At 71.4% G+C, this 23,705-nt stretch carries 24 protein-coding genes; 3 read left to right on the forward strand and 21 right to left on the reverse strand.

Annotated elements, in window-relative coordinates:
* Nucleotides 1-45: 45 nt before the first annotated feature.
* From AB0I91_RS06380 to ftsW, 10 genes are all read right to left on the reverse strand, one after another.
* Entirely contained in the window at nt 46-330 is a 285-nt protein-coding gene (locus tag AB0I91_RS06380) for a YggT family protein (RefSeq protein WP_033437765.1), read from the reverse strand.
* 20 nt (nt 331-350) lie between these two features.
* Nucleotides 351-968 carry a cell division protein SepF gene (locus tag AB0I91_RS06385; RefSeq protein ID WP_498781741.1) on the reverse strand — a complete coding sequence of 206 codons (618 nt, stop codon included), beginning with the start codon at nt 966-968 and terminating at the stop codon, nt 351-353.
* Nucleotides 969-1,038: 70 nt separating this feature from the next.
* Nucleotides 1,039-1,737 (reverse strand): YggS family pyridoxal phosphate-dependent enzyme, encoded by a 699-nt coding sequence (locus AB0I91_RS06390; protein WP_498781743.1) that lies wholly within the window; start codon nt 1,735-1,737, stop codon nt 1,039-1,041.
* Nucleotides 1,734-2,438: a peptidoglycan editing factor PgeF gene (gene pgeF, locus AB0I91_RS06395; RefSeq protein WP_499635580.1), complete on the reverse strand. Its 705-nt coding sequence runs from the start codon at nt 2,436-2,438 to the stop codon at nt 1,734-1,736. Before pgeF ends, AB0I91_RS06390 begins: the two co-directional genes overlap by 4 nt.
* 187 nt (nt 2,439-2,625) lie before the next feature.
* Nucleotides 2,626-3,966, reverse strand: coding sequence for a cell division protein FtsZ (gene ftsZ / locus AB0I91_RS06400; RefSeq protein ID WP_498781746.1), 1,341 nt, complete (start codon nt 3,964-3,966; stop codon nt 2,626-2,628).
* A gap of 209 nt (nt 3,967-4,175) precedes the next feature.
* On the reverse strand, nt 4,176-4,688 hold the full coding sequence (locus tag AB0I91_RS06405; RefSeq protein WP_498781748.1) for a DinB family protein: 513 nt from the start codon (nt 4,686-4,688) through the stop codon (nt 4,176-4,178).
* Nucleotides 4,689-4,799: 111 nt separating this feature from the next.
* On the reverse strand, nt 4,800-5,561 hold the full coding sequence (locus AB0I91_RS06410) for a cell division protein FtsQ/DivIB (RefSeq protein ID WP_499635584.1): 762 nt from the start codon (nt 5,559-5,561) through the stop codon (nt 4,800-4,802).
* 63 nt (nt 5,562-5,624) lie between these two features.
* Nucleotides 5,625-7,022, reverse strand: a complete 1,398-nt coding sequence (murC, locus tag AB0I91_RS06415) for a UDP-N-acetylmuramate--L-alanine ligase (protein WP_499635587.1) — start codon at nt 7,020-7,022, stop codon at nt 5,625-5,627.
* Nucleotides 7,019-8,122 carry an undecaprenyldiphospho-muramoylpentapeptide beta-N-acetylglucosaminyltransferase gene (gene murG, locus AB0I91_RS06420; RefSeq protein WP_498781751.1) on the reverse strand — a complete coding sequence of 368 codons (1,104 nt, stop codon included), beginning with the start codon at nt 8,120-8,122 and terminating at the stop codon, nt 7,019-7,021. Before murG ends, murC begins: the two co-directional genes overlap by 4 nt.
* 42 nt (nt 8,123-8,164) lie before the next feature.
* The gene (gene ftsW, locus AB0I91_RS06425) at nt 8,165-9,613 is read right to left on the reverse strand and encodes a putative lipid II flippase FtsW (RefSeq protein ID WP_498781752.1); all 1,449 of its coding nucleotides are present in this window, start codon (nt 9,611-9,613) and stop codon (nt 8,165-8,167) included.
* Between the two features lie 126 nt (nt 9,614-9,739).
* Between ftsW and AB0I91_RS06430 the strand changes: the two genes are divergently transcribed.
* Nucleotides 9,740-10,228, forward strand: coding sequence for a hypothetical protein (locus AB0I91_RS06430; RefSeq protein WP_498781753.1), 489 nt, complete (start codon nt 9,740-9,742; stop codon nt 10,226-10,228).
* 90 nt (nt 10,229-10,318) lie between these two features.
* Here the strand turns inward: AB0I91_RS06430 and AB0I91_RS06435 are convergent, their stop codons facing one another.
* Nucleotides 10,319-10,552, reverse strand: coding sequence for a DUF397 domain-containing protein (locus AB0I91_RS06435; RefSeq protein ID WP_499635590.1), 234 nt, complete (start codon nt 10,550-10,552; stop codon nt 10,319-10,321).
* Nucleotides 10,553-10,571: 19 nt separating this feature from the next.
* Nucleotides 10,572-11,417, reverse strand: a complete 846-nt coding sequence (locus tag AB0I91_RS06440) for a helix-turn-helix domain-containing protein (protein WP_499607330.1) — start codon at nt 11,415-11,417, stop codon at nt 10,572-10,574.
* Nucleotides 11,418-11,520: 103 nt separating this feature from the next.
* Between AB0I91_RS06440 and AB0I91_RS06445 the strand changes: the two genes are divergently transcribed.
* Nucleotides 11,521-11,841 carry a hypothetical protein gene (locus AB0I91_RS06445; RefSeq protein WP_498781756.1) on the forward strand — a complete coding sequence of 107 codons (321 nt, stop codon included), beginning with the start codon at nt 11,521-11,523 and terminating at the stop codon, nt 11,839-11,841.
* Here the strand turns inward: AB0I91_RS06445 and murD are convergent.
* The 9 genes from murD to mraZ form a co-directional block, all read right to left on the reverse strand.
* The gene (gene murD / locus AB0I91_RS06450; RefSeq protein WP_499607327.1) at nt 11,829-13,193 is read right to left on the reverse strand and encodes a UDP-N-acetylmuramoyl-L-alanine--D-glutamate ligase; all 1,365 of its coding nucleotides are present in this window, start codon (nt 13,191-13,193) and stop codon (nt 11,829-11,831) included. The genes AB0I91_RS06445 and murD overlap by 13 nt on opposite strands.
* A gap of 2 nt (nt 13,194-13,195) precedes the next feature.
* Nucleotides 13,196-14,284, reverse strand: coding sequence for a phospho-N-acetylmuramoyl-pentapeptide-transferase (mraY, locus tag AB0I91_RS06455; RefSeq protein ID WP_230570221.1), 1,089 nt, complete (start codon nt 14,282-14,284; stop codon nt 13,196-13,198).
* Nucleotides 14,281-15,741: a UDP-N-acetylmuramoyl-tripeptide--D-alanyl-D-alanine ligase gene (locus tag AB0I91_RS06460; RefSeq protein WP_499635593.1), complete on the reverse strand. Its 1,461-nt coding sequence runs from the start codon at nt 15,739-15,741 to the stop codon at nt 14,281-14,283. Before AB0I91_RS06460 ends, mraY begins: the two co-directional genes overlap by 4 nt.
* Nucleotides 15,738-17,267, reverse strand: a complete 1,530-nt coding sequence (locus AB0I91_RS06465; RefSeq protein ID WP_498781759.1) for a UDP-N-acetylmuramoyl-L-alanyl-D-glutamate--2,6-diaminopimelate ligase — start codon at nt 17,265-17,267, stop codon at nt 15,738-15,740. The genes AB0I91_RS06460 and AB0I91_RS06465 overlap by 4 nt, the downstream gene beginning before the upstream one ends.
* 147 nt (nt 17,268-17,414) lie before the next feature.
* Entirely contained in the window at nt 17,415-17,888 is a 474-nt protein-coding gene (locus AB0I91_RS06470) for a hypothetical protein (protein WP_499635596.1), read from the reverse strand.
* Nucleotides 17,889-17,945: 57 nt separating this feature from the next.
* Nucleotides 17,946-19,856, reverse strand: a complete 1,911-nt coding sequence (locus AB0I91_RS06475; protein WP_499635599.1) for a peptidoglycan D,D-transpeptidase FtsI family protein — start codon at nt 19,854-19,856, stop codon at nt 17,946-17,948.
* 61 nt (nt 19,857-19,917) lie between these two features.
* Nucleotides 19,918-20,559, reverse strand: a complete 642-nt coding sequence (ftsL, locus tag AB0I91_RS06480; protein WP_498781762.1) for a cell division protein FtsL — start codon at nt 20,557-20,559, stop codon at nt 19,918-19,920.
* On the reverse strand, nt 20,556-21,503 hold the full coding sequence (gene rsmH / locus AB0I91_RS06485) for a 16S rRNA (cytosine(1402)-N(4))-methyltransferase RsmH (RefSeq protein ID WP_498781763.1): 948 nt from the start codon (nt 21,501-21,503) through the stop codon (nt 20,556-20,558). The genes ftsL and rsmH overlap by 4 nt, the downstream gene beginning before the upstream one ends.
* Before the next feature lie 170 nt (nt 21,504-21,673).
* Entirely contained in the window at nt 21,674-22,105 is a 432-nt protein-coding gene (gene mraZ / locus AB0I91_RS06490; protein WP_053715381.1) for a division/cell wall cluster transcriptional repressor MraZ, read from the reverse strand.
* Nucleotides 22,106-22,565: 460 nt separating this feature from the next.
* Between mraZ and AB0I91_RS06495 the strand changes: the two genes are divergently transcribed.
* Nucleotides 22,566-23,705, forward strand: a complete 1,140-nt coding sequence (locus AB0I91_RS06495; protein WP_499607313.1) for an AAA family ATPase — start codon at nt 22,566-22,568, stop codon at nt 23,703-23,705.

Raw genomic sequence — 23,705 nt, forward strand, 5'->3', positions numbered from 1 at the left:
CAGATCACCTCACGCACTCCTGGGCTGTGGACATCCCTGGTCCCCTCACCTGGGATCGGCTACTCGCATCAGAATGATAACGACCAGCAACAGCACAATAATGGACAAGTCCAGACCGATGCCGCCGATCCGCACCGTCGGGATGATCCGACGCAGCAAGCGGACCGGAGGATCGGTCACGGTGTAGACGGTCTCAAGCGCCACCGCGACCCCGCCCGCAGGCCGCCATCCCCTGGCGAAACTACGGACGAGCTCCACGACGACACGCGCCGTGAGCAGCAGCCAGAACGAGAACAACACGTAGTAGACCACGAGCCAGAGGGCATCCACATGCTCAACTGTGCCACCACTCAGCCCTGGTTGAGGAACCCGCCCTCCGCGAGTCGCCTGCGGTCCTCCGCTGTGACGTCGATGTTCGGGGGTGAGAGAAGGAACACCTTGTTGGTGACCTTGTCGATCGAGCCGCGCAGCGCGAACGCCAGACCGGCCGCGAAGTCGACCAGCCGCTTGGCGTCCGCGTCGTTCATGTCGGTGAGGTTCATGATCACCGGCGTGCCGTCGCGGTAGTGCTCCCCGATCGTCCGCGCCTCGTTGTAGCTGCGCGGATGCAGCGTGGTGATGCGGGCGAGCGGGTTGCCGGCGGGCTCCGGGGCGGGCCGCAGCCTGCCCACGGGCTCGCGCTGCGGCTCCACGGCCAGTGCGCCGTGCGTGTCCGGGCTCCACGGCCGACGCGGGCGGGCGCCGCGCTCCGGCTCGAAGTCGTCCCCGTCGTCCAGCTCGGCGCGGTAGCCGTTGAACGAGCGGCGACGGGCGGTGCGCTGCTCCGGGTAGGTCTCGTACTCTTCCGGGTCGGCGTAGTCGGACCGGTAGTCCGCGTAGCGCCGGTCGTCGTCGTAGGCGGCCGGGTCGTCGGCGTACTCGGCGGGAACCATCCCGAAGTAGGCCTTCAGCTTGTGAAACCCGCTCATGGCTCGAGCCCTTCCTCCGCCGAGATCCCTACCCGAAGGACGTCGCGGCCGTCCCAGAGGTTCCAGACAGTTACGGCGAGGCTAGTCTCCGGCTGCCCAGCAACGCTGTTCCGACACGCACGCACGTGGAACCGTGCGCTATCGCATCCTCCAGGTCACCGCTCATCCCCGCCGAGATCACGGTGGCATCGGGATGATCGACCCGCAAGCGGGTTACCGCTTCGTATAGAGCGGCAAACGCCTGCTGTGGAGACATCCCGAGGGGTGCGACGGTCATCACACCTCGAAAAATAAGTTCACCTGAACGTGCTACGTGATCGGCCAGTCGCGGAAGGTCACCGATCGGGTGACCGCCGCGGGTCTCGTCACCGTCGATGCTGACCTGGACCAGCACCTCGGTCGGCTCGGTCGCGGCCTTGGCGATGGCGTCGGCGAGCCGGACCGAGTCGACGGTGTCGATCCGGTCGGCCCAGCGGAGGACGGACTTGGCCTTGTTCCGCTGGAGCGAGCCGACCATGTGCCACTTCGCCGCGGCGTCCGGGCGCAGTTCGGCGAACTCGGCGGTCTTGCGGCTCGCCTCCTGGTCGCGGTTCTCGGCGAAGGCGGTGAGGCCGAGGTCGCTCAGGATGGCCACGTCCTGCGCCGGGAAGGTCTTCGTGACGGCCAGCAAGTCGACCTCATCGGGTGATCTTCCGACGGCCGCGCACGCCTTGGCGATGCGTTCCCTGACCTCCGCGAGTGACAGGGCCAGCTCCTCGCGCCGGTTCACGGCTCCATCCAGACGACGCCCGCCAGCCGTCCCGTCCCCGGGTCGCGGCGGTGGCTGAACAGGGACTTCTCCTCGACCGTGCAGCGCGGGTCGACCCCGATCCGGCCCACGCCCGCGTCGGCGAGCTGCTGCCAGAGGCCCGCGCGCAGGTCCAGGGCGGGCTTGCCGGCGCGGGTCTTGGACGCGCTGCCGGGCAGGTGCTTCTCGACGTCGTCGCGCATCGCGGCGGGCACCTCGTAGCACTGGCCGCAGACCGCCGGGCCGAGCAGGACCTCGACGCGGTCCACCCGCGCGCCCAGCTCGACCATGCGGTCCAGGGTCGCCGGGACGACGCCGACCCGTGCGCCGACGCGTCCGGCGTGGACGGCGGCGATCACGCCCGCCTCGGGGTCGCCGAGCAGCACCGGCACGCAGTCGGCGGTCAGCACGACCAGGCCGAGCCGCTCCTGGCTCGTGACGACGGCGTCGGTGGCCTCCAGCGGCTCGCTCACCGGCCCGTCCACGACGCCGACCGTGCGGCCGTGCACCTGCTCCATCCAGACCAGCCGGTCGGGTTCGAGCCCGATCCCCTCGGCGAGCCGCTTCCGGTTGGACTCGACGGCCGCCGGGTCGTCACCGACGTGGTCGCCGAGGTTGAAGGAGTCGTAGGGGGGTTTCGACACGCCGCCTTCGCGGGTGGTCAGGACACGACGGATGCGCACCACCCAAGCTTCCCAGACCCCGCGTGCCGAACTCCCGGGTCCCGCGAGTCGAGCCTCCGGGACCTCGGAATTCGCCGTTCAGGTCGGGCGTGTCGAACGCGCAAAACCCCCGGGTCCGACGCTCTCGACGGCCGATCGGCCGTCCTGAGCGTTGAACTCGGGGGTCCTGAGTGTTCGACTCGCGGGGTCAGCGACGCATGAACGGCGGCACGTCGACCTCGTCGTCGGGGTCGTCCGTCACCGGCACGGCCCGGTTCGGCAACGACCCGCTGGTGCTCCCCGGCACGCCCGGCGACAGCGACCTCGGCATGGTCGGCTGCGGCGCGGCGTACGGGGACTGGCCGTTGCCCTGGCCGGACTGCGGCTGCTGCGGCACGGTCGGCCGCGGCGGCACCGGCTGCTCCACCTGCTGCACGGGCTGCGGCTGCGGCTGGTGCTGGTGCACGGGCGGCGGTTGCTGGACCTGCGGCACCGGCTGCGGCTGCGGGTTGTGGTTCACCTGACCCGCGGCGGCCGAGGCCACGGGCGTGCCACGCGGCGGGCTGGACAGAGCCTGCGGCTCCAGCTTCTTGTGCGTCGGCCCGCCACTGTCAAAACCCGCCGCGATCACCGTCACCCGGACCTCGTCACCGAGCGAGTCGTCGATGACCGTGCCGAAGATAATGTTCGCGTCGGGGTGCGCGGCTTCCTGCACCAGCGAAGCCGACTCGTTGATCTCGAACAGCCCGAGGTCGCTGCCACCGGCGATCGAGAGCAGCACGCCGTGCGCGCCCTCCATCGAGGCTTCCAGCAACGGCGAGTTGATCGCCTTCTGGGCGGCTTGGACCGCTCGGCCCTCGCCTCGGGCCGAGCCGATGCCCATCAACGCGCTGCCCGCGCCGGACATGACCGACTTGACGTCGGCGAAGTCCAGGTTGATCAGACCGGGCGTGGTGATCAGGTCGGTGATGCCCTGGACACCGGACAGCAGCACCTCGTCCGCGGAGCGGAACGCGTCCATCAGCGAGACGCCGATGTCGCCGAGCTGCAGCAGCCGGTCGTTCGGGATCACGATGAGGGTGTCGCACTCGTTGCGCAGGGCCTGGATGCCTTCCTCGGCCTGCTTGGCGCGGCGCTTGCCCTCGAACGAGAACGGTCGCGTGACCACACCGATGGTCAGCGCGCCGAGCTTGCGGGCGATCGAGGCGACCACGGGCGCGCCACCGGTGCCCGTGCCACCGCCCTCGCCGGCGGTCACGAACACCATGTCCGCGCCCTTGAGGACTTCCTCGATCTCCTCGCGGTGGTCTTCGGCGGCCTTGTGGCCGACTTCGGGGTTGGCGCCTGCACCGAGGCCGCGGGTGAGTTCGCGGCCGATGTCGAGCTTCACGTCGGCATCCGACATGAGCAGCGCCTGGGCGTCGGTGTTCACCGCGATGAACTCGACGCCCTTGAGCCCGACCTCGATCATGCGGTTGACGGCGTTGACACCGCCACCGCCGATGCCGACGACCTTTATCACCGCGAGGTAGTTGTGCGGGGGCGTCATCGGTCCGCCTTCCTGATCGTGTCCGTGCTCATGTGCTGGAGTGGATGACCACCGGTGTCACAGCCCGGACGGATCTCCACCCGGATTGAAACTCTCAACCAGAGGTTCAGAGTTATGTCAACCCCGTATGTTCCTGCTGGACGTTATGCATCGCGAATGCCTCGGTCCAGCAGCCACGCCGTGTTGTGTCCTGACCGGGTGAGCGGTCTCTACTCGCCGGTCACCCCGTCGAGCAGTTCCCGCACCACGTCCAGGTGCCCCGCGTGCCGACCCGTTTCCTCGATCATGTGGATCAGCACCCAGCGCACCGAAAGCCGCTTGTCGCCGCGGAACGCCACCTCGTGGTCGAGGTCGAGGCCCGCGACGAGTTCCCGACTCGCCGTGCACTGCTCAGCGTAGTCGGCGATCAATCCCGAGATCGTCTCGCCCGGCTCGATGCGCCAATCGGCGTCCGGGTCCTCGCGGGTGTAGGGGGCGCGCGAAGGCCGGCCGGCCAGCGCCACCTCGAACCAGTAGTGCTCGACCCACCGCAGGTGCTTGACGATGCCCGCGGCCGTGTTGAGCTGCGACGGGAGCACCGATCGCGCGGCGTCGTCGTCGGACAGCCCGGCGCACTTGAACTCGATCGTCCCGCGCAGGAAGTCGAGGAAACCCGACAGCAGGGCGCGTTCGTCGCCGGTGTACGGGAGTTCGATCCGGTTGTCCACCGGCGTCTGCGTCATACCGGAAGTATCACCGCGCGACCACGCCCGGACGATCGACTTTCCCGGATACCTCGTGTGGCGGGTTTCACCACGTCACCGGGTTTACCGGCCCCGTTCCCGGGACCGGGTTCACGACACCGTGGGCAGTTCGGGGCTGGACACGTCGAACACGGTGCCCTTGCGGGTCATCAGCACGTCGAGCACGGCGGCCTTGCGCACGGTGTCGGCGGACGAGCCCCAGCGGGCCTCACGGCTGCCGCTCAGCATCAACCGGATGTCCGAAGGCGAGTCCGCGGTGACGCTGAGCACGTCCTCCCGCAACGCCCCGGGCACCTGCGTGAGCACGGACACCGCCGCGGCGACCGCGTCCGCGGACACCTTCAGCTCCGGCAGGCCGGCCGGCGGCTGCACGACGGTCGCGTAGTCCTTGCCGGTCACGTCGACCAGGTGCGCGCCGTCGGGCGCGATGATCACCGCGACCGGTTCCCGCTCGTCCACGGTGAGCCGCACGGTGCCGGGCACGACCCGCTCGACCTCGACACCGGCCACGCGCGGCAGTTCCCGGACCCGGGCGGCGACCGCGTCGACGTCCAGCCGCACCAGGGGCGTGCCCGGCTCGATCGCGGCGGCCGTGCGGACCTCGTCGCCGGTCAGGTTGGCCACGCCGCGCACCTCGACCTCGCGGACGCCGAGCGCGGGCGTGAACCAGACCGTGCAGACGACGACGGTCACCACGAGCATCGCGAGGATCGCGCCGACGCGGCGGCGGACCACCTTGCGCCGGTACAGCTCGGCCCGCGTCGGACGTCGGGTGGGACGACGGCGCGCCGGCGGCCGGGAACCCGGGCCGGAGGAAGCGCCCGGACGACGACGCGCCGCCTGTGTGCTCATGTCACGCCTCGCCCGCGCCCGACGACGGGACCGGGGCGCCGGGCGCCGCGCTCGCGAGCCCGCTCATGCCCGGTCCAGCTCGCCGACGATCTCCGGCCCGAGCATGGTCACGTCGCCCGCGCCCATGGTCACCACCAGGTCGCCCTCGCCGACCATGCTCGCGACCAGCGCGGGCACCCGGTCGAACGACGGCTCGTAGACCACCTTGCCGACGTCGAGCGGCACCAGGCCCGAGACCAGCGCGCCGGTGACGCCGGGCTCCGGCTCCTCCCGCGCGCCGTAGACGTCGAGCACGACGACGCCGTCGGCGGCGCCGAGCGCGGCGGCGAACTCCTCGGCGAACAGCCGCGTCCGCGAGTACAGGTGCGGCTGGAACACCACGACCAGCTTGCCGTCACCCGCGACCGGCCGGGCGGCGGCGATCTGGGCGGCGACCTCGGTGGGGTGGTGGGCGTAGTCGTCGTAGACCCGCACCCCCCTGGCCTGGCCCTTGAACTCGAACCGCCGCCGGACGCCGCCGAACGCGGCCAGCCCGATCAGCACGCCCTGGCGGTCCGCGCCCAGCTCCAGCGCGGCGATCAGGGCGGCGATGGCGTTGCCCGCCATGTGCTCGCCCGGCACGGCCACGCGCACGTCCACGACGTCGCCGTCCAGCTCGACCCTGGCGACGCCGCCGGAGTCGGCGGGCCGGTAGTCGAGCACGCGGACCGAGCCGTCGCCGGTGGCCGTGCGGCCGTAGGTGCGGACCCGGATGCCGAGCTTGGCGGCCCGTTCGGCCAGCGCCGCCGAGCCCGGGTCGTCCGCGCACGCGATCAGCACGCCGTCGGGCGTGATGCGCTCCAGGAACGAGTCGAACACCGCCACGTACGCCTCGACGGTGCCGTGGTGGTCGAGGTGGTCGGCCTCGACGTTGGTCACGACCGCGACCGACGGCGAGAAGTAGAGGAACGAGCCGTCGCTCTCGTCGGCCTCGGCGACGAACACGCCGCCGGCGCCCTGGTGCGCGTTCGCGCCGGACTCGTTGAGGTCGCCGCCGATCGCGAACGACGGGTCCATCCGGCAGTGCTGCAGCGCGACCGTGAGCATGGACGTGGTCGACGTCTTGCCGTGCGTGCCGGCGACGCACACCACCCGGTGGTCGAGCATCAACGCGGCCAGCGCCTCGGCCCGCCGCAGCACGACCGTGCCGCGGGCGCGGGCTTCCACCAGCTCCGGGTTGTCCTCGCGGATCGCGGTGGACACCACGACCGCCGTGGGGCCGTCGGGCAGCTGGTCGAGGTTCGCGCCGGCGTGGCCGACCGCGATCGCCGCGCCCTGCGCGCGCAGCGCGAGCACGGTGCGCGAGTCCTTGGCGTCCGAGCCGGACACCTGGGCCCCGCGGGCGAGGAGGATCCGGGCGATGCCGCTCATGCCCGCCCCGCCGATGCCGACGAGGTGCACGCGGTCCAGGACGTCGCTCACTTCTTGACCACCTCGAGCACCATGCGGGCCAGCACCTCGTCCGCCTCGCGGTGACCGGTGCTCAGCGTGGCCGCGGTCATCGCGGCCAGCCGGTTGCGGTCGGACACCAGGGGGACCACGTTCGCCGTGATCCAGTCCGGCGTCAGCTGCTCGTCGGGCACCAGCAGGCCGCCGCCGGCGGCGACGACCGCGCTCGCGTTGAGCGACTGCTCGCCGTTGCCGATCGGCAGGGGCACGAACACCGCGGGCAGGCCCACGGCGGACACCTCGGCCACCGTCATCGCGCCGGACCGGCACAGCACCGCGTCCGCCGCCGCGTAGGCGAGGTCCATCCGGTCCAGGTACGGCACCGGCACGTACGGCGGCGCGCCCGGCACCGACTGCACCGCGACGGTGTTCTTGGGGCCGTGCGCGTGCAGCACCCCGATACCGGCCTGGGCGAACGCCGACGCGGCGCCGGACACCGCGTTGTTGATCGACCGGGCGCCCTGCGAGCCGCCGAACACCAGCAGCGTGGGCGCGGTCGGGTGCAGGCCGAAGTGGGCGCGGGCCTGCTGCCGCAGCTCGGCGCGCTTGAGCGAGGTGATCGAGTAGCGCAGGGGGATGCCGATGATCTCGGCGTCGGTCAGGCCCGAGTCGGGCACGGCGGCGGCGACCCGTTCGGCGAACTTCGCACCGACCTTGTTGGCCAGGCCCGCCTTGGCGTTGGCCTCGTGCACCACGATCGGCACCCGGCCGCGCGCGGCGAGGTAGGCGGGCAGGGCGACGTAGCCGCCGAAGCCCACCACGACGTCGGCGCGGACCCGTTCGAGCACCTCACGGGTGTGCTTCACGGCGCCGCGCACCCGCAGGGGCAGCTTGAGCAGGTCGGGCGTCGGCTTGCGCGGCATCGGCACCGGCGGGATCAGCTCCAGCGGGTAGCCGCGGGCCGGCACGAGTCTGTTCTCCAGACCGCGCTCTGTGCCGAGCGCGACGACCCGCGCGTCGGGCCGAAGCCGCATGACCGCGTCGGCCAGGGCCAGGGCTGGCTCGATGTGCCCGGCGGTGCCGCCTCCGGCGACCACCACGCACGGTCCGGCCTGCTGGGGAACCCCGGTCACGCATTTCCTCCTCGCGTCGGTGTACCGCTGTGTCCGGTACCGCTAACGCCCGTCACGCCGCCTGGACCGCGCGTCCCGGTCCTGGCCGGCCTTTCGGGATTCGCGACGACGGTACTCCGACGGCGGAGCGTGACGACCGGCCATCCTCCGCTCGTCGACGGGAGGCGGCGCGGCCTTGCGGCCGCGGGGAGGCGGTGACGGCCGCACCGGGCGCCGCTTCGGCGGCGGCTTGTAGACCACGGGCGCGGGCAGCTTCAGCACCCCGCCGACCCGGCCGGGGCCCAACGACCGCAACGCCGAGACCGCGTCCGGCTCGTGACGTGCGCAGTTGGCGAGGATGCCGAACACGAACATCGTCGTGACGACCGACGTGCCGCCGGAGGAGATCATCGGCAGGGTGATGCCGGTGACCGGCAGCAGCTGCACGACGTAGCCGATGTTGATCGCGGCCTGCGCGACCAGCCACACCGTGAGCGTCGCGGACACCATGCGGATCCACGGGTCGGTGTTGCGCGCCGCGATCCGCAGGCCTACCACCGCGAGCAGGACGAACAGGCCGAGCACCAGCACGCAGCCGATGAAGCCCAGCTCCTCGCCGATCACGGCGAAGATGAAGTCGCTGTGCACGTTCGGCAGGTAGCGCCACTTCGAGCTGCCGTTGGTGAGGCCCTTGCCGAAGAACCCGCCCTCGGCCAGGGCGTAGAGCGCCTGCAACGCCTGGAGCCCGTCGCCCTGCGGGTCGGCGGCGGGGTTCAGGAAGGTCTGCACGCGCTTGAACCGGTAGTCCGAGCCGAGCGCGAGCACCAACGCGCCCGTCACCGCGCCGATCGCGATGATCCCGAAGATCCGCATGGGCGCGCCCACGAACCAGAGCAGGCTCATCAGCACGACACCCAGCGTGATCGTGCCGCCGAGGTCGGGTTGCAGCATCACCAGCGCGAACACCAGCATCGCCACGGGGACGACCGGGACCAGCAGGTGCCGGTACTGGTCGAGGAGGGCGCGCTTGGTCACCAGGACGTGCGCGCCCCAGAGCGCGAGGGCGAGCTTCGCGGGTTCGATGGGTTGGAACGAGACGGGTCCGATGGTGAACCACGACTGCGCGCCGCCCAGGACCGAGCCGAGCGGGGTCAGCACGAGGACGAGCAGGATGACGCAGACGAGCATCGCCATCGTGCTGCCGTGCCGGATCGTGCGCAGCGGGATGCGCAGGACGATCAGGAAGACGATCGCGCCGACGCCCACGTACAGCAGTTGCTTCTTGAAGACGCTGTAGGCCGACGCGCCCTCCGCGACCTCGCCCGGCGCGGACGCGGACAGCACCATGATCAGCCCGAGCACGGTGAGCATGCCGAAGATCGCGAGCAGCAGGTGGAAGTCCGCCAGCGGACGGCCGAGCCAAGCGGTCAACGACGTCCGCACCGCGACCACGCGCTTGCGCTGCGCTCTGGGCGGTCGCTCCCCCACCGGCTTCCGGTCCACCGCAGTCATGCGCCCATCGTCTCCCGCGCGGCCCGGCGAACGCCGCCAATCGGCCGCGTGTCGCGCGACGCGACCGCGATCACTGCCCGGTGACCCGGATGGCACCTCCCGCGAGTTTCAAGGTACTTTGCAACTATGGGCATCTCGGCGTCCGAGATCAACTTCAGCGACCTGTCGAACAAGCCGGCCGACTCGGTCCGCAAGCTCCAGGAGTCGCCGAGCCGGACGCTGCTCGTGCACCGGCGCGGCGACGAGGAAGACCTGGTGCTCACCACCGTGAGCAGAGCCGAGGAGGTGCGCGAGGTCATCTCGACCACGACCGCCCTCTTCGTGGCTCTTGTGCAGCACAGCGAAAGCGTCCGGGACCTGGTGACCGACGTGATGCCCAAGGCGTTCCCGTGGGTTCGGTTCCTGCCGCGCGAGGACATGCGGGCGTTCGTCGTGGAACTCGTGGAGACGTTGGAGGCCGCCGACTCCCTGGGCACGCCGGCCCCGGTCACGCAGCTCATCAGCGAGTGGCAGCACACAGCCGAGGTCCACGCCGATCCACGGCTCCTCGCGATCCTTCAGCAGGACGGCGAGGACCCGGGTGACGTCCCCGAACCGGGAGCGACCACCGCGTGAGCCCGAAGAAGGGCGACCCGGTCGCACCACCGCCGTGGGCGCGGAGTGGCGCGTTCGCCACTGCACCACCCACCGACTAGACCCTGAACGCTAGACGTTGTCCCGCTTGACACCGGCCAGGAAGATCGCCATGGCCCGGCCGCCGAACGTCAAGGCCGGGCCGGCGGTGTTCTTGCTGTCCCGAACCCGGAACGCGTCAGCCGAAACCGCCACCTCGACGCAGTTGCCCGAGCCGTTGCTGCGGCTGCTCTTACGCCACACGGCCACCTCGACGCAGGCACCGCCGCCGTTGCTACGGGTGCTCTTCCGCCACTCCGACCACATCGCGTTCCCCCTCGGCGAGCTAAAGATCTTCGATCACCCTCCTGATCAGCGCGACCGACTCGTGTGGGTCGAGCGCCGCAGCTCGCAGGTGATCCAACACCAGGCTATACCGCTCGACCTCGGCCTCTTCATCCAAATAGAGGCCGCCGGTCAGGTTCTCGATGTAGACCACACTCGGGAAGTCCTCGAACTTCAACAGGTGGAACGCGGTGCCCATGGCCATGTGCTGGCCCTTGCCGAAAGGCAACACCTGGAGTGTCACATTGGGCCGCTCGACCACCTTCGACAGGTGGTTCAGCTGTTCCAGATGCACCTCGCGGCCGCCGACCGCCCGGCGCAGCGCTGCCTCGTCGACAATCGCCCACACCGACAGCGACCCGTCTTCCACTCGGCGCTGCCGGGTCTGGCGCAGCTCAGCGCGCTTGTTGATGACTTCGTCCGTCGCATCGGGTGCGTAGGCGCGCATCGACCACCACGAGTAGGCCGGGGTTTGGAACAGGCCTGGGATGAGGTCGATCTCGAAGATGTTGACCGCCGTGGCTTCGGACTCCAGGACCACGTACTCGGAGAACCAGTCGAACAGGACATCGCCGTACACGTGCCACCAGCCGCGCTTCTTGGCGACCTTCGCCAACCGCAGCAACCAGGCCGTCTTCTCGGGTGTGGCCCCGTAGAGCTCCGCGAGCGCCCGGGTGTCTACTATGGACACACCGGTGTACGCCGACTCGATGCGACTGATCTTCGACTTCGAGTAGCCCAGGTTCTCGACCACGTCGTCGAAGTCGAGCCCTGCCTCCTCGCGGAGTTGGGTCAGCGCGCTCGCCAGGACGCGCCGCCGGACTCCAGGGCCTTGGTTCTGCGGCATGGTGCGACATTAGCGGGAAACAGGGCCACTGATCGGGTGAACTTCTGCCGATACGCACATTGCCGTGTTGCATCGAAAGCCGCTGAAGTGCACCTTTGGGCGCATGATCTCCGATGCGCTCGCCCGCGCCTTCCACCTGCTCGACCAGGACATGCTCGGCTACCTGGACGCCGTCGAACTGCTGACCAACGAGCACGAAACCGACGACGACACGGTCCGCGCCATCGCACGCACGGAAGTCCCGCGCCTGGTCGCGGCCCTGCGCGGCACGCTCGGCAACCACCAGGCCGACGCCTTCGGGCTGTGCCTGGGCTGCGCGCCGACCTGGCTCGACGGCCGGTTCACGCGCACGCCGTGGCCGTGCCCGGTGGTCGACGCCGCCCACACCTACCTGAAAGACCCGGACAGCATCTACCCGCGCTGACCGACCAGCCCCACCACCGCGTCGGCGAACGCGTGCCCGCGATGGGCGTAGTCGGTGAACATGTCCATCGACGCGGCGGCCGGGGCGAGCACCACGGCGTCCCCGGGCTTCGCCATCGCACGGGCCTCGTGCACGGCGTCGGCCATGGAGCCCTCGTCCAGCACCACCACCGGCACCGACGGCGCGTGCCGGGCCAGCGCCGAAGCGATCACCTCGCGGTCCGCGCCGATCAGCACCGCCCCGCGCAACCGATGACCTTCATCCCGCACCAGCTCGTCCACCGACGCACCCTTGAGCAGCCCACCCGCCAACCACACGACGCTCTCGTGCGACCGCAACGACGCCGCCGCCGCGTGGGGGTTCGTGGCCTTCGAGTCGTTGACGTACGAAACCCCGTCCACCGTCGCCACGAGCACGGCCCGGTGCGCCCCCGGCGTGAAGTCGCGCAGGCCCTGGGCCACCGCCGCCGCCGACACGCCGTGCGCACGGGCCAGCGCCGCCGCCGCCAGGGCGTCGGCGATCCCGGGAGGCCCACCGGGGTGGACGTCGGCGACCGGCAGCAACACCTCGTCGGCAGGCCCGAACGCCCGGTCGACCAACTGCCCGTCGTGGACGCCGAGCTGGCCTTCCTCCGGCGAGGAGAGCGTGAACCCGACGTGCGCGGCGGCCGGCGACGAGGCCAGCAGCCGCGCCACCACGGGGTCGTCCACCCCGCCGACGGCGACCTCACCGGTCAGGACACCGGCCTTCGCCTCCGCGTACGCCTCGAACGTGCCGTGCCAGTCGAGGTGGTCCTCGGCCAGGTTCAGCAGCACCCCGGCGAACGGCCGCACGGACGGCGACCAGTGCAGCTGGAAGCTCGACAGCTCCACCGCCAGCACCCGGCGCCCGGCCAGCAGGGCGTCCACCACGGGCAGGCCCACGTTGCCGCACGCCACCGCGTCGATCCCGGCCGCGCGCAGGATCGACTCCAGCATCCCGACGGTCGTGGTCTTGCCGTTCGTCCCCGTCACGGCCAGCCACGTCGGCGGGTCGGCCAGCTCCAGCCCCATCCGCCAGGCCAGCTCGACCTCGCCGATCACCTCGATGCCCGCCGACGTCGCCGCCTCCAGCAGCGGGCTGGACGGACGCCACCCCGGGCTGGTCACGACCAGGTCCGTCCCCGAGGGCGGCTCGACCAGGCCGGGCGTCAGCGTCACGCCGGGCAGCAGCTGTTCCAGCGCGGCGAGGCGGTCGGCCGAACCGTCGGTGACGGTGACGACCGCGTCCGCCGCCAGCAACGCCTCCGCCGCCGACCGGCCGGTCACCCCGGCGCCGGCCACGAGGACGTGACGACCTGCGAGGAATCCCATCGTCAGCTCTCGACCGCGGTCAGCCACTCGCTGTAGAACAGGCCGAGCCCGAGCATGCAGCACATGCCCGCGAGCAGCCAGAACCTGATGATCACCGTGGTTTCCGCCCACCCGGCGAGTTCGAAGTGGTGGTGGAACGGCGCCATGCGGAACAACCGCCGTCGTGACGTCCGGAAGACCGCGACCTGCAGGACCACCGACAGCGCCTCGACCACGAACAGACCGCCGATGACGACCATCAGCAGCTCGGTGCGCGTGGCGATGGACAGGCCGGCGACCAGACCGCCCAGCGCGAGCGAGCCCGTGTCACCCATGAAGATCTTGGCCGGCGCGGCGTTCCACCACAGGAAGCCGATGCAGCCGGCCATCGCGGCGGCGGCCACCAGCGCGAGGTCCAGCGGGTCGCGCACGTCGTAGCAGCCGGCCACGAGCAGGTTCGAGCAGTTGTAGCGGAACTGCCAGAAGCTGATCACCACGTAGGTGCCGAGCACCATCGCGGACGTGCCGCCGGCCAGGCCGTCGAGGCCGTCGGTCAGGTTCACCGCGTTGGACCAGGCGCTGATCGCGGCGTAGCAGAACACCACGAACCCGACCACGCCGAACGACACCACGGCGATGTCGCGCACGAACGACAGGTTCACCGAGGCGGGCGTCATCCCGTCCTTGTTCGGGAACTGGATGACCAGCACGGCGAAGATGATCGTGGCCACGAACTGGCCGACCAGCTTCGCGGTCTTGTTCAGGCCCAGGTTGCGCTGCTTGCGGATCTTGATGAAGTCGTCCAGGAAGCCGACGACGCCCAGCGACGTGGTCAGCATCAGCACCAGCAGGCCGGACGCGCTCGGCGTCTGGTCCTGCGCGGACGCCGACATCGAGTTCACCAGGTGCGAGCCGAGGTAGCCCGCCCACATCGCGACCAGGATGGCGACGCCGCCCATGGTGGGCGTGCCGCGCTTGGTCTTGTGGCTCTGCGGTCCCTCTTCACGGATCTCCTGGCCGAAACCCTGCCGGGAGAAGATCTTGATCAGGTACGGCGTCAGCATGATCGACGTGATCAGGGCGATGGCCGCCGCGATCAGGATGCTCTTCACTTGCTGACCGCCTCCAGGAGAGCCTCGGCAACCCGCCACAGGCCGTATGAGTTGGATGCCTTCACCAGGACGACGTCACCCGGCCGCACCTGGTCGCGCAGCAGCTCGACGGCCGCCGTCACGTCGGGCACCAGAATCGCTTCTTCGCCCCAAGATCCTTCCAGGTGCGCCCCCTGGTGCATCGCGCGGGCGTCCTGACCGACCACGACCAGCTTGTTGATGTCCAAGCGGACCGCGAGCCGGCCGATCTCGTCGTGCGCGCGGATCGAGTCCGCGCCCAGTTCAGCCATCGGGCCCAGCACCGCCCAGCTGCGGCGGGCGGGCGTGGCGGACCGGGAGATGGTGGCGAGCGACTTCAGCGCCGCGCGCACCGACTCCGGGTTGGCGTTGTACGCATCGTTGATGACGGTCACACCGTCAGGACGTTCGGAGACCGCCATGCGATGCGCGGACACCCGTTCGGCCGAGCCCAGGCTCCGCGCGATCTGGTCCGGGGTCGCGCCGAGTTCGAGCGCGATGGCGGCGGCGGTGAGGGCGTTGCCGACCTGGTGCGGCCCGTGGACGGCCAGTCGGACGTCCGCCTCGCCCTTCGGGGTGACCAGGGTGAACCGCGCGCGGGCCTGCTCGTCCAGCTCGATGTCCTTGGCGCGGACCTGCGCGGACGGGTTCTCGCCGACGAAGACGACCTTGGCCTTGGTGCGGCCGGCCATCCCCGCGACGAGGGGGTCGTCGGCGTTGAGGACCGCGATGCCGTCCTCGGGCAGGGCCTCGACCAGCTCGCCCTTGGCCTTGGCGATGTTCTGCCGCGAGCCGAACTCGCCGACGTGCGCGCTGCCGACGTTCAGGACCGCGCCGACGCGGGGCACGGCGACCTGGCACAGCTCGGCGATGTGGCCGATGCCCCGGGCGCTGAGCTCGAGGACCAGGAACCGGGTGTCCTCGTCGACGCGCAACGCCGTCCAGGGGTGGCCCAGCTCGTTGTTGAACGACCCCGGCGGCGCGATCGTCGGGCCCAGCGGCGCGAGGACTTGGGCGATGAGGTCTTTGGTGGACGTCTTGCCGGACGACCCCGTCACGCCGACGACGGTCAGGTGCTCCAGCCGGTCCGTGACGTGCCGGGCGAGCTTGGCCAGCGCCTTCAGCACGGCCGCGCCCGCGCCGTCGGTGTCGCCGGACAGCACGTAGGCGTTGCCCTCGGTCCGGTCGACGGGTGGCGCGATGACGGCGGGCGCGTCGACCTCCCGGCCCGCCAGCACGCCGACCGCGCCCCGCGCCACGGCCTGGGCGGCGAAGTCGTGGCCGTCGACCCGTTCGCCGGGCAGCGCCAGGAACAGGCCGCCGGGCGTGACCTCGCGGGTGTCGAACTCGACGCTGCCGGTGACCACCTCGGCCCCGGTGGCCTGGTGGAGCTTGCCGCCGACGACCTCGGCGATCTCGGCGAGGCTGAGCTGGATCACCGGGTGGCTCCTCTGATCGCGCCGGTCAGTGCGTCCACGTCGGAGAACGGCTGCACGACGCCCGCGATCTCCTGGCCGGTCTCGTGGCCCTTGCCCGCGACCACGACGACGTCGCCGGTGCGCGCCAGGGAGACGGCGTGCTCGATGGCGCGGCCGCGGTCGCCGATCTCCACGACCTCGCCGCGCTCGTCCTCCGGCACGGCCAGCGCGCCGTGCAGCATCGCGGCGCGGATCCGCGCCGGGTCCTCCGTGCGCGGGTTGTCGTCGGTGACGATCAGGACGTCGCTGCGCCGTGCCGCCTCCTCGCCCATGAGGGGGCGCTTGGCCGTGTCGCGGTCGCCGCCGCAGCCCAGGACCGTGATGACCCGGCCGGTGGCGCGGGCGCGGACCGCGTCGAGCGCGAGGGCGACGGCGGCCGGCTTGTGCGAGTAGTCCACGACGGCGGTGAAGTCCTGGCCCTCGTCGACGCGCTGCATCCGGCCGGGCACCTGGACGTTCTTGAGGCCCTCGCGGACGGCTTCGAGCGGGATGCCCCGGACGTGCAGGCAGGCGATGGCCAGCAGGGCGTTGGCGACGTTGAAGTCGCCGGGGAGGCTGAGCTCGACGTCGAGCGCGACGCCGTCCGGGCCGTGCGCGGTGAACGCCTGCTCGCCCGTGGCGGACACGGTGACGTCGGTGGCCGTCCAGTCGGCGGGCTTCGTGGTCGCGACCGTGACGGTGGCGTCCTTGACCAGGCGCGGGCCCCACTCGCCGTCCACGCAGACCACCTCGGCCCTGGCCCGGCCGTCGAACAGCTCGGCCTTGGTCCGGAAGTAGTCCTCCATGTCCGGGTGGAAGTCCAGGTGGTCCTGGGAGAGGTTGGTGAACGCGCCGACCGCGAACCCCACGCCGCCGACCCGGCCGAGGCGCAGCGCGTGGCTGGAGACCTCCATGACGACGTCCGTGGTGCCGCACTCGGCCATCGCGGCCAGCAGGGCTTGCAGGTCGGGCGCCTCGGGGGTGGTCAGGGCGCTGTCGAGCCGGGCGCCCGCGACGCGCGTCTCGACCGTGCCGATGAGCCCGGTGGCGCGACCGGCCGCGACCAGGGCCGACTCGATCATGTAGCTGGTGGTGGTCTTGCCGGAGGTGCCCGTCACGCCCCACACGGCGAGCTTGGTGGACGGCTCGCCGTAGACGCCGGAGGCCAGCAGCCCGAGGACCGCGCGGGGGTCCGGGTGCACCAGCACGGGCACGCCGTGGACCTTCGCCGCGCCTTCCTCGTCGGTCAGCACGGCCACCGCGCCGTGCTCCACGGCTTGGGCGGCGAAGTCGGCGCCGTGCACCCGCGTGCCCGGCAACGCGGCGAACAGGTCGCCGGGTCGCACGTGCTGGGCACGCAACGTCACGCCGCTGACCTGGACGTGCGCCCGGTCCGGGGCGGTCAGGTGGGCGTCGATGGTCGTGGCGAGCTCGGACACGGCAACGGGCTGGGTGCGGGAAGGGCGAGGCGGAGCGGTCGCGACCTTGCCCTCGAGCTTGGCAGGCACGCGCGGAAGGCTACCGGCGCACGGAGAGTGTTCGGCCGGCACGTCCACTCCGGACCGGTTTTCCCGTCCCACCACCCCACTGAACCTGAATTGTTTTGCATATTGAGGGAGGTGAGGGCCGGTTGCCGTGCGGTGGGACGACGCGGATCAGCAGTCGCCCCGGTAAGCGACCGCGGTTTCGCGGGCGGCGGTCGTCGGCTCGTCGTTCAACACCGCGATCGCCTCCGCGGCGGGCACGCCCTCGGTCAGCTTGCGCTTCGCCTCGGCCGCCGCCAGGGCGACCGCGCTGAAGTGGTGGCCCATCTCGGGGTGGTCCGCGAGCAGCAAACCGTGCACCGCCATGCTGCTGACGTAGACGTTCACCGTCCGCCGCTCCTCCGGGGTCTCCCCGTCGGCCAGCGCGAACCTGGCCAGGTCGTACATCGGACCGGCGGCGGTGACGAACGCGTTCAGGTCCGAGCACACCTCGACGAGGGACTTGCCCGCGGTCGTCGACGGCGCCGGTGAGGACGAGACCGGTGCCGGCGGCGAAACGGCCACGTCACCGGAATCGGAACCGCACGCCACCAAGGCGACCATCGCGACGCCCGCCACCGCCACCAGCCGGCCGAGTTCTCCCATGCCGGGAACGGTAGGCGGCGGCGACCCGGCGGCACCGGCGTTGGCAGGAACCGGACGTCACCGCACCAGCGGCACGATCGGGCTCTGCTCGGCCGACATCGGGATCTGGTAGCGCTGCGCCAGGTACGACGCCACGTCGTGGAACAGCGGCGCGGCCGACTGGGGGTTGCCGGTCGGGTTGTCGAGCATGATGCCGACCACGAACCGGGGGTCCTCGGCGGGCAGCATGCCGGCGAACGTGATCCAGTACTGCGAACTGCTGTAACAGCCGCACTTCGGGTCGATCTGCTGCGCCGTGCCCGTCTTGCCGCTGATCTGGTACCCCGGCAGCGCGGCCGGCGTGCCCGTGCCGCTCTGCAGCGCCGAGTCCGACCCCGGCGCCTTCTGCACCACCGCGCGGAACATGTCGCGCACCGTCTTGGCCGTCTGCGGCGACACGACCCGCTCGGTCTCGGCCGGGCCGATCTCCTTGCGGCTGCCGTCGGCGGACACCTCGGCGCGCACGATCCGCGGCGCGATGCGCACGCCGTCGTTCGCGATCGCCTGGTACATCCCGGTCATCTGCAGCAACGTCATGTTCAGGCCCTGCCCGATCGGCAGGTTGCCGAACGTCGAGCCGGACCACTGCTTCAGCGGCGGCACGTACCCGGGCTCCTCGCCGGGCAGCCCGGACTGGGTCCGCTCGCCCAACCCGAACTTGCGCAGCATGTCCGAGTAGCGGTCCTGGCCGATCTTCTGCGCGGTCATCAGCGTGCCCACGTTGGACGACTTCGCGAACACGCCGGTGAACGTCATGTCCAGCGGGCCGTGGTCCCACCAGTCACCGATCACCCGGTCGGCGACCTCGATGCGGCCGTCCACCCGCAGCACGCTGTCCGGCTGGTAGATGCCGTCCTCGACGGCCGTCGCGGCGGTCACCACCTTGTTCACCGAACCCGGCTCGAACACCGAGGTGACCGCGACGTTGCGCTTCTGGTCGTCGGAGGCCTTGCCGAAGTCGTTCGGGTCGAACGTCTTGTCGTTGGCCATCGCCAGGATCTCGCCGGTCCGGCTGTCCAGCACCACCGCGGAACCGCTGCGCGCCGCCGTCCTGGTCGTGTAGTCGGTGACCATGCGCTGCAACGCGTACTGCGTGTCCAGGTCCAGCGTCAGCTCGAGGCTCTTGCCGGGGGTGGCGGCGGCCAGCTCCTGCGACCGGCCCGGTCCCGGGATGACCACGTCGTCGTTGCCCTGCATGGTGTCCACGACGCGCAGCCCGTTGCGACCGGCGAGCAGGTTGTCCTGCGCGATCTCCAGCCCCAGCAGGCCGTGCGTGGCGGGCGGCTCCGCGTCCTTGCGCCAGTTCGCCGCGCCGATGATGTTCGACGCCAGCTCGCCGTTCGGGTACACGCGCACGGCCCGCGCCTCGGAGCCGACGTTGTAGTACTTCTCCGTGATGATCGCGGCCTTGCCCGGGTCGACGTTGTCCACCAGCTCCACGTACGTGGTGTCCCGGGACAGCTTCGCGAGCATGGTGTCCCGGTCCGTCTTCTGCCCGGCGACCTCCTTGCCCAGCGTCTGCTCGATGAACGCGGCGATGTCGGCGATCCGGTCCTCGAAGCTGCCGATGTCCGGGTCGTCCTCCAGCGCCTTCGCCCACTCCTGGCGCATCCGCTGCGGCACGACGTAGAGAGCGCGCGCCTCGACGCTGAACGCCAGCTGGTTGCCGTTGCGGTCCAGGATCGAGCCGCGCGGCGCCAGGATGTCGATCTTCGTGGCGCGCTGCTGCTCGGCCTGCGCGGACAACGCCTCCGCCTGGAAGCCCTGCACCTGCACCAGCTTGAGGCCGGCCAGGAGCAGCGCGCCGACCAGCAGCAGCCGGCCCACGGCGAGGCGGACCCGGCTGTTGCCGCCGCGCCGCGCCCGGGGAGCGGGCCCGCGGACGGACAACGGGCGTCGCACGGGTCTGCCCCGGCTGGGCCCCGGCATCACTGACCTCCTGGTACCGGCTGTCGCACTGGTTGTTCGCGCCTGTGGTCCGAGCCTGCGTTCAGCCCTGCGGTGGCTGTTGGCCGCCCGCCTGCTGACCGGTCTGGTCGCCGGCGGGCGGTTGCTGCCCGGTCTGGTCGCCGGCCGGGGGTTGCTGCCCGGCCGGGTCCTGCGCGGGCGGCGTGGTGGACGACGTGGGCGGTGGCGGCGGCTGCACCGCGGACGGCTTGCCGTACACCTCGACCGTGCCGTCCGGCAGCTGCCGCAACCGCGCCGGATCGCCCGCCGGGACCAGGCCGAGCTTCGTCGCGGCGTCGGCGAGGCCCGGCGGCGACTCGGCCAGCGCGACCTCCCGCCGCAGCTGCTCGACCTGCCGGGCGAGCCTGGTCTCCTCGGCCCGCGCGTCCTGCAACCGGTACGAGTCCGCGGTCGCCGCGGTCGCCAGCCACATGATCGCCGCGATGCCGACGCCGAGCACGACCATCACCATCACCACGAACGGCGCCTTGGGCGCCACCGTCGGCTGGCGGGTCACCGACGGGCGGCGCTTCGACGACGTGCGCTGGGCACGCCGCGCGTAGGCCCGCTCCGCCGCGGCCGAACGGCGGCGCTCCGCCGGCACGGCCTTCAGCGCGCGTTCACGGGGCTTGGACGATCTGGCCGCGGACGGCACACCGCCGCCGGACCTCGCCGGCGCGGTCATGTCGCCTCCCGGATGCGTTCCGCCGCCCGCAGCCGCACGGAGGCGGCCCTGGGGTTCTCCTCGATCTCCTGCTCGTTCGCCTGCTCCGCGCCCCTGGTCACCATCCGCAGCTGGGGACCGTGCCCCGGCAGCTCGACCGGCAGGTCCTGCGGTGACGTCGACGTGGCCAGGGCGGTGAAGGCGCGCTTGACCATCCGGTCTTCCAACGACTGGTAGGACTCCACGACGATCCGCCCGCCGACGGCCAGCACCGACAGCGCGGCGGGCAGCGCCAGGCGCAGCGACTCCAGCTCCTCGTTCACCTCGATGCGCAGCGCCTGGAACGTCCGCTTCGCCGGGTGGCCGCCCGTCCGGCGGGTCGCCGCGGGCACCACGTCGTAGAGCAGCTCGACCAGCCGACCGCTGGTGGTGAACGGCTCGCGCTCGCGCTCCCGCGCCACGGCGCCGGCGATCTTGCGGGCGAACCGCTCCTCGCCGTAGTCGCGCAGGATCCGGGTCAGGTCGTCCACCGAGTACGTGTTCAGCACGTCGGCCGCCGTCATGCCGGTGCCCGCGCTCATCCGCATGTCCAGCGGCGCGTCCTTGGAGTAGGCGAACCCGCGCTCCTCGGCGTCCAGCTGCAGCGAGGACACCCCGAGGTCCATCAGGATCCCGTCGACCTTCGCGCCGCCGACCGCCTCGGCGATCCCGTCGTAGGTGGTCTGCACGAACTCCACGCGATCGGCGAACGGCGCCAGGCGCCGCCGCGACAGCTCGATGGCCTGCGGGTCGCGGTCCAGCCCGATCAGCCGCACGCGCGGGTGCGCCCGCAGCACCGCTTCGGAGTGCCCGCCGAGGCCGAGCGTGCAGTCGACGAACACGGCGTCCCGATCGGCCAGCGCGGGGGCCAGGAGGTCCAGGACGCGGTCGAGCAGCACCGGCACGTGACGCGCCTGCTCCACCATGTCCCCTCCCTCGATGGTCCCCCCTCACAAAGACAAGAAATTCGGGTGTCGTCAGGTCCCCGCCCGCCCGTCGGACCTGGCGCCGGGGAAGGTGCGCCAGGGCCGAAAGCCGAGCGGACCGAGGCCTCACGGCACCCGAAACCTCGAAGCAAACGGCCGTTCCAGCCGATCTAGAAGACGCCGGGCAGCACCTCCTCGCGCGCCGTGGCGTAGCTGTCCTCGTGTTCCTCGAGGTAGCGCTGCCACGCCTGCGCGTCCCAGATCTCCAGCCGGTTGATCGCGCCGATGACCACGCACTCCTTGGTCAGCCCCGCGTACCGCCGCAGCTCCGGTGCGATCGACACCCGGCCCTGGCCGTCCGGCCGCTGCTCGTCCGTCCCCGCGAACAGGTAGCGCTGGTAGGCGCGGACGGCCTCGTTGGTGAACGGAGCGTCCGCGACCTTGCGCGCCATCTGCTCGAACTCCGCCCGGGGGAACACGTAGAGGCAGTGGTCCTGGCCCTTGGTGACCATGAGACCCCCCGCTAGCGCGTCCCGGAACTTCGCAGGCAGCGTCAGTCGGCCCTTGTCGTCCAGCCTCGGGTAGTGCGTGCCCAGGAACACGGCGCCCACCTCCCGACGCCGGAAGCTTCACTTCCGACCGGCAGTGGAGCCCCCGTCTGCCCCACCGGCCGCCACAGTACCCCACTTTTCACCACAGTCAACGCTGAAACGGGTGGTTGCACGGCCTGTGGCGAAGCGTTTACGCAGGTAGAACGAAGATGTCCACCGTGGAGGGTGGTGGGGGACGCCGAGCGCGACCACCTCCGCGGGTGAGCCGAACCGGCCCGAACTCCACCCGGATGGCCCAGTGAAATCGGGCAAAACCGGTTCGCCGGCGGCCGCGGTGGGGAATCGTGGTGGGGTGCGGTGAACCGGTCGGCTCGGCGGGCCGTGGAACCCACGAGCACGAAACTGTTCAATCGGTGTAGGGCGCTTCGCCCTGGTTTGACACACTGCGTGAAACGCTCACCGCCACCGCGAACCGGTCGCGGTAGGGCCGCGCCCTGCTCCAGGAGGTCGAGTGACTCCGAGTACACAGCCAGCCGCGCTGCCAGAACACTCCTACGGGGGCAGCGGCGCGCCGGCGGGCAACCAGGCGAACCCCGTCGGCGGGGCCGACACCCGCGCCGCGCACGCCAACCACGTGCCGCCGGTCCGGGAAGAAGCGCTCGCCGAGCTGCACGCCGCGGTCGGGCGGATCGCCGCCAACGTGGAGAAGGTCATCGTCGGCAAGCCCGACGTCGTCCGGGTCGCGCTGGTCACCCTGCTGGCCGAGGGCCACCTGCTGGTCGAGGACGTGCCCGGCGTCGGCAAGACCTCGCTGGCCAAGGCGCTGGCCCGGTCCATCGACTGCACCGTGAGCCGCATCCAGTTCACCCCGGACCTGCTGCCGAGCGACATCACCGGCGTGTCGATCTACAACCGGCAGGACAACGACTTCGAGTTCCGCCCCGGCCCGGTGTTCGCGAACATCGTGGTGGGCGACGAGATCAACCGCGCCTCGCCGAAGACCCAGTCCGCGCTGCTGGAGTGCATGGAGGAGCACCAGGTCACGGTCGACGGGCAGACCTACCCGCTCGGCGCGCCGTTCATGGTGATCGCCACGCAGAACCCGATCGAGATGGAGGGCACCTACGCCCTGCCCGAGGCCCAGCGCGACCGGTTCACCGCGCGGGTCTCCATCGGGTACCCGGACCCGGCGGCCGAGCTGGCGATGGTGGACGAGCACGCGGGCCACGACCCGATGGCCGACCTGCGGCCGGTGTCCGACGCCGAGCAGGTGCTGCGGCTGGTCAACGTGGTGCGGCGGGTGCACCTGTCGCCGGAGATCCGCCGGTACGCGGTGGAGCTGGTCGGCGCCACCCGGCGGCTGCCCGAGCTGCGGCTGGGCGCGTCGCCGCGCTCGACGTTGCAGCTGGTGCGGGCGGCCCGGGCGCAGGCCGCGCTGGCCGGTCGCGACTTCGTGGTGCCCGACGACATCCACGCGGTGGCGGTGCCGGTGCTGGCGCACCGCCTGGTGCTGACCGCGGAGGCGCAGGCGGCCCGCCGGTCGCCTGCCGACCTGGTCCGCAACCTGCTGCAGCGGGTGCCGGTGCCGCAGGCGGCGCTGGACCCGACCGGGCAGTTCCTGCACCACGTCAACCCGAACAACCACCGCTGA

Source organism: Actinosynnema sp. NPDC049800, assembly GCF_040656635.1.
GTDB lineage: Bacteria > Actinomycetota > Actinomycetes > Mycobacteriales > Pseudonocardiaceae > Actinosynnema.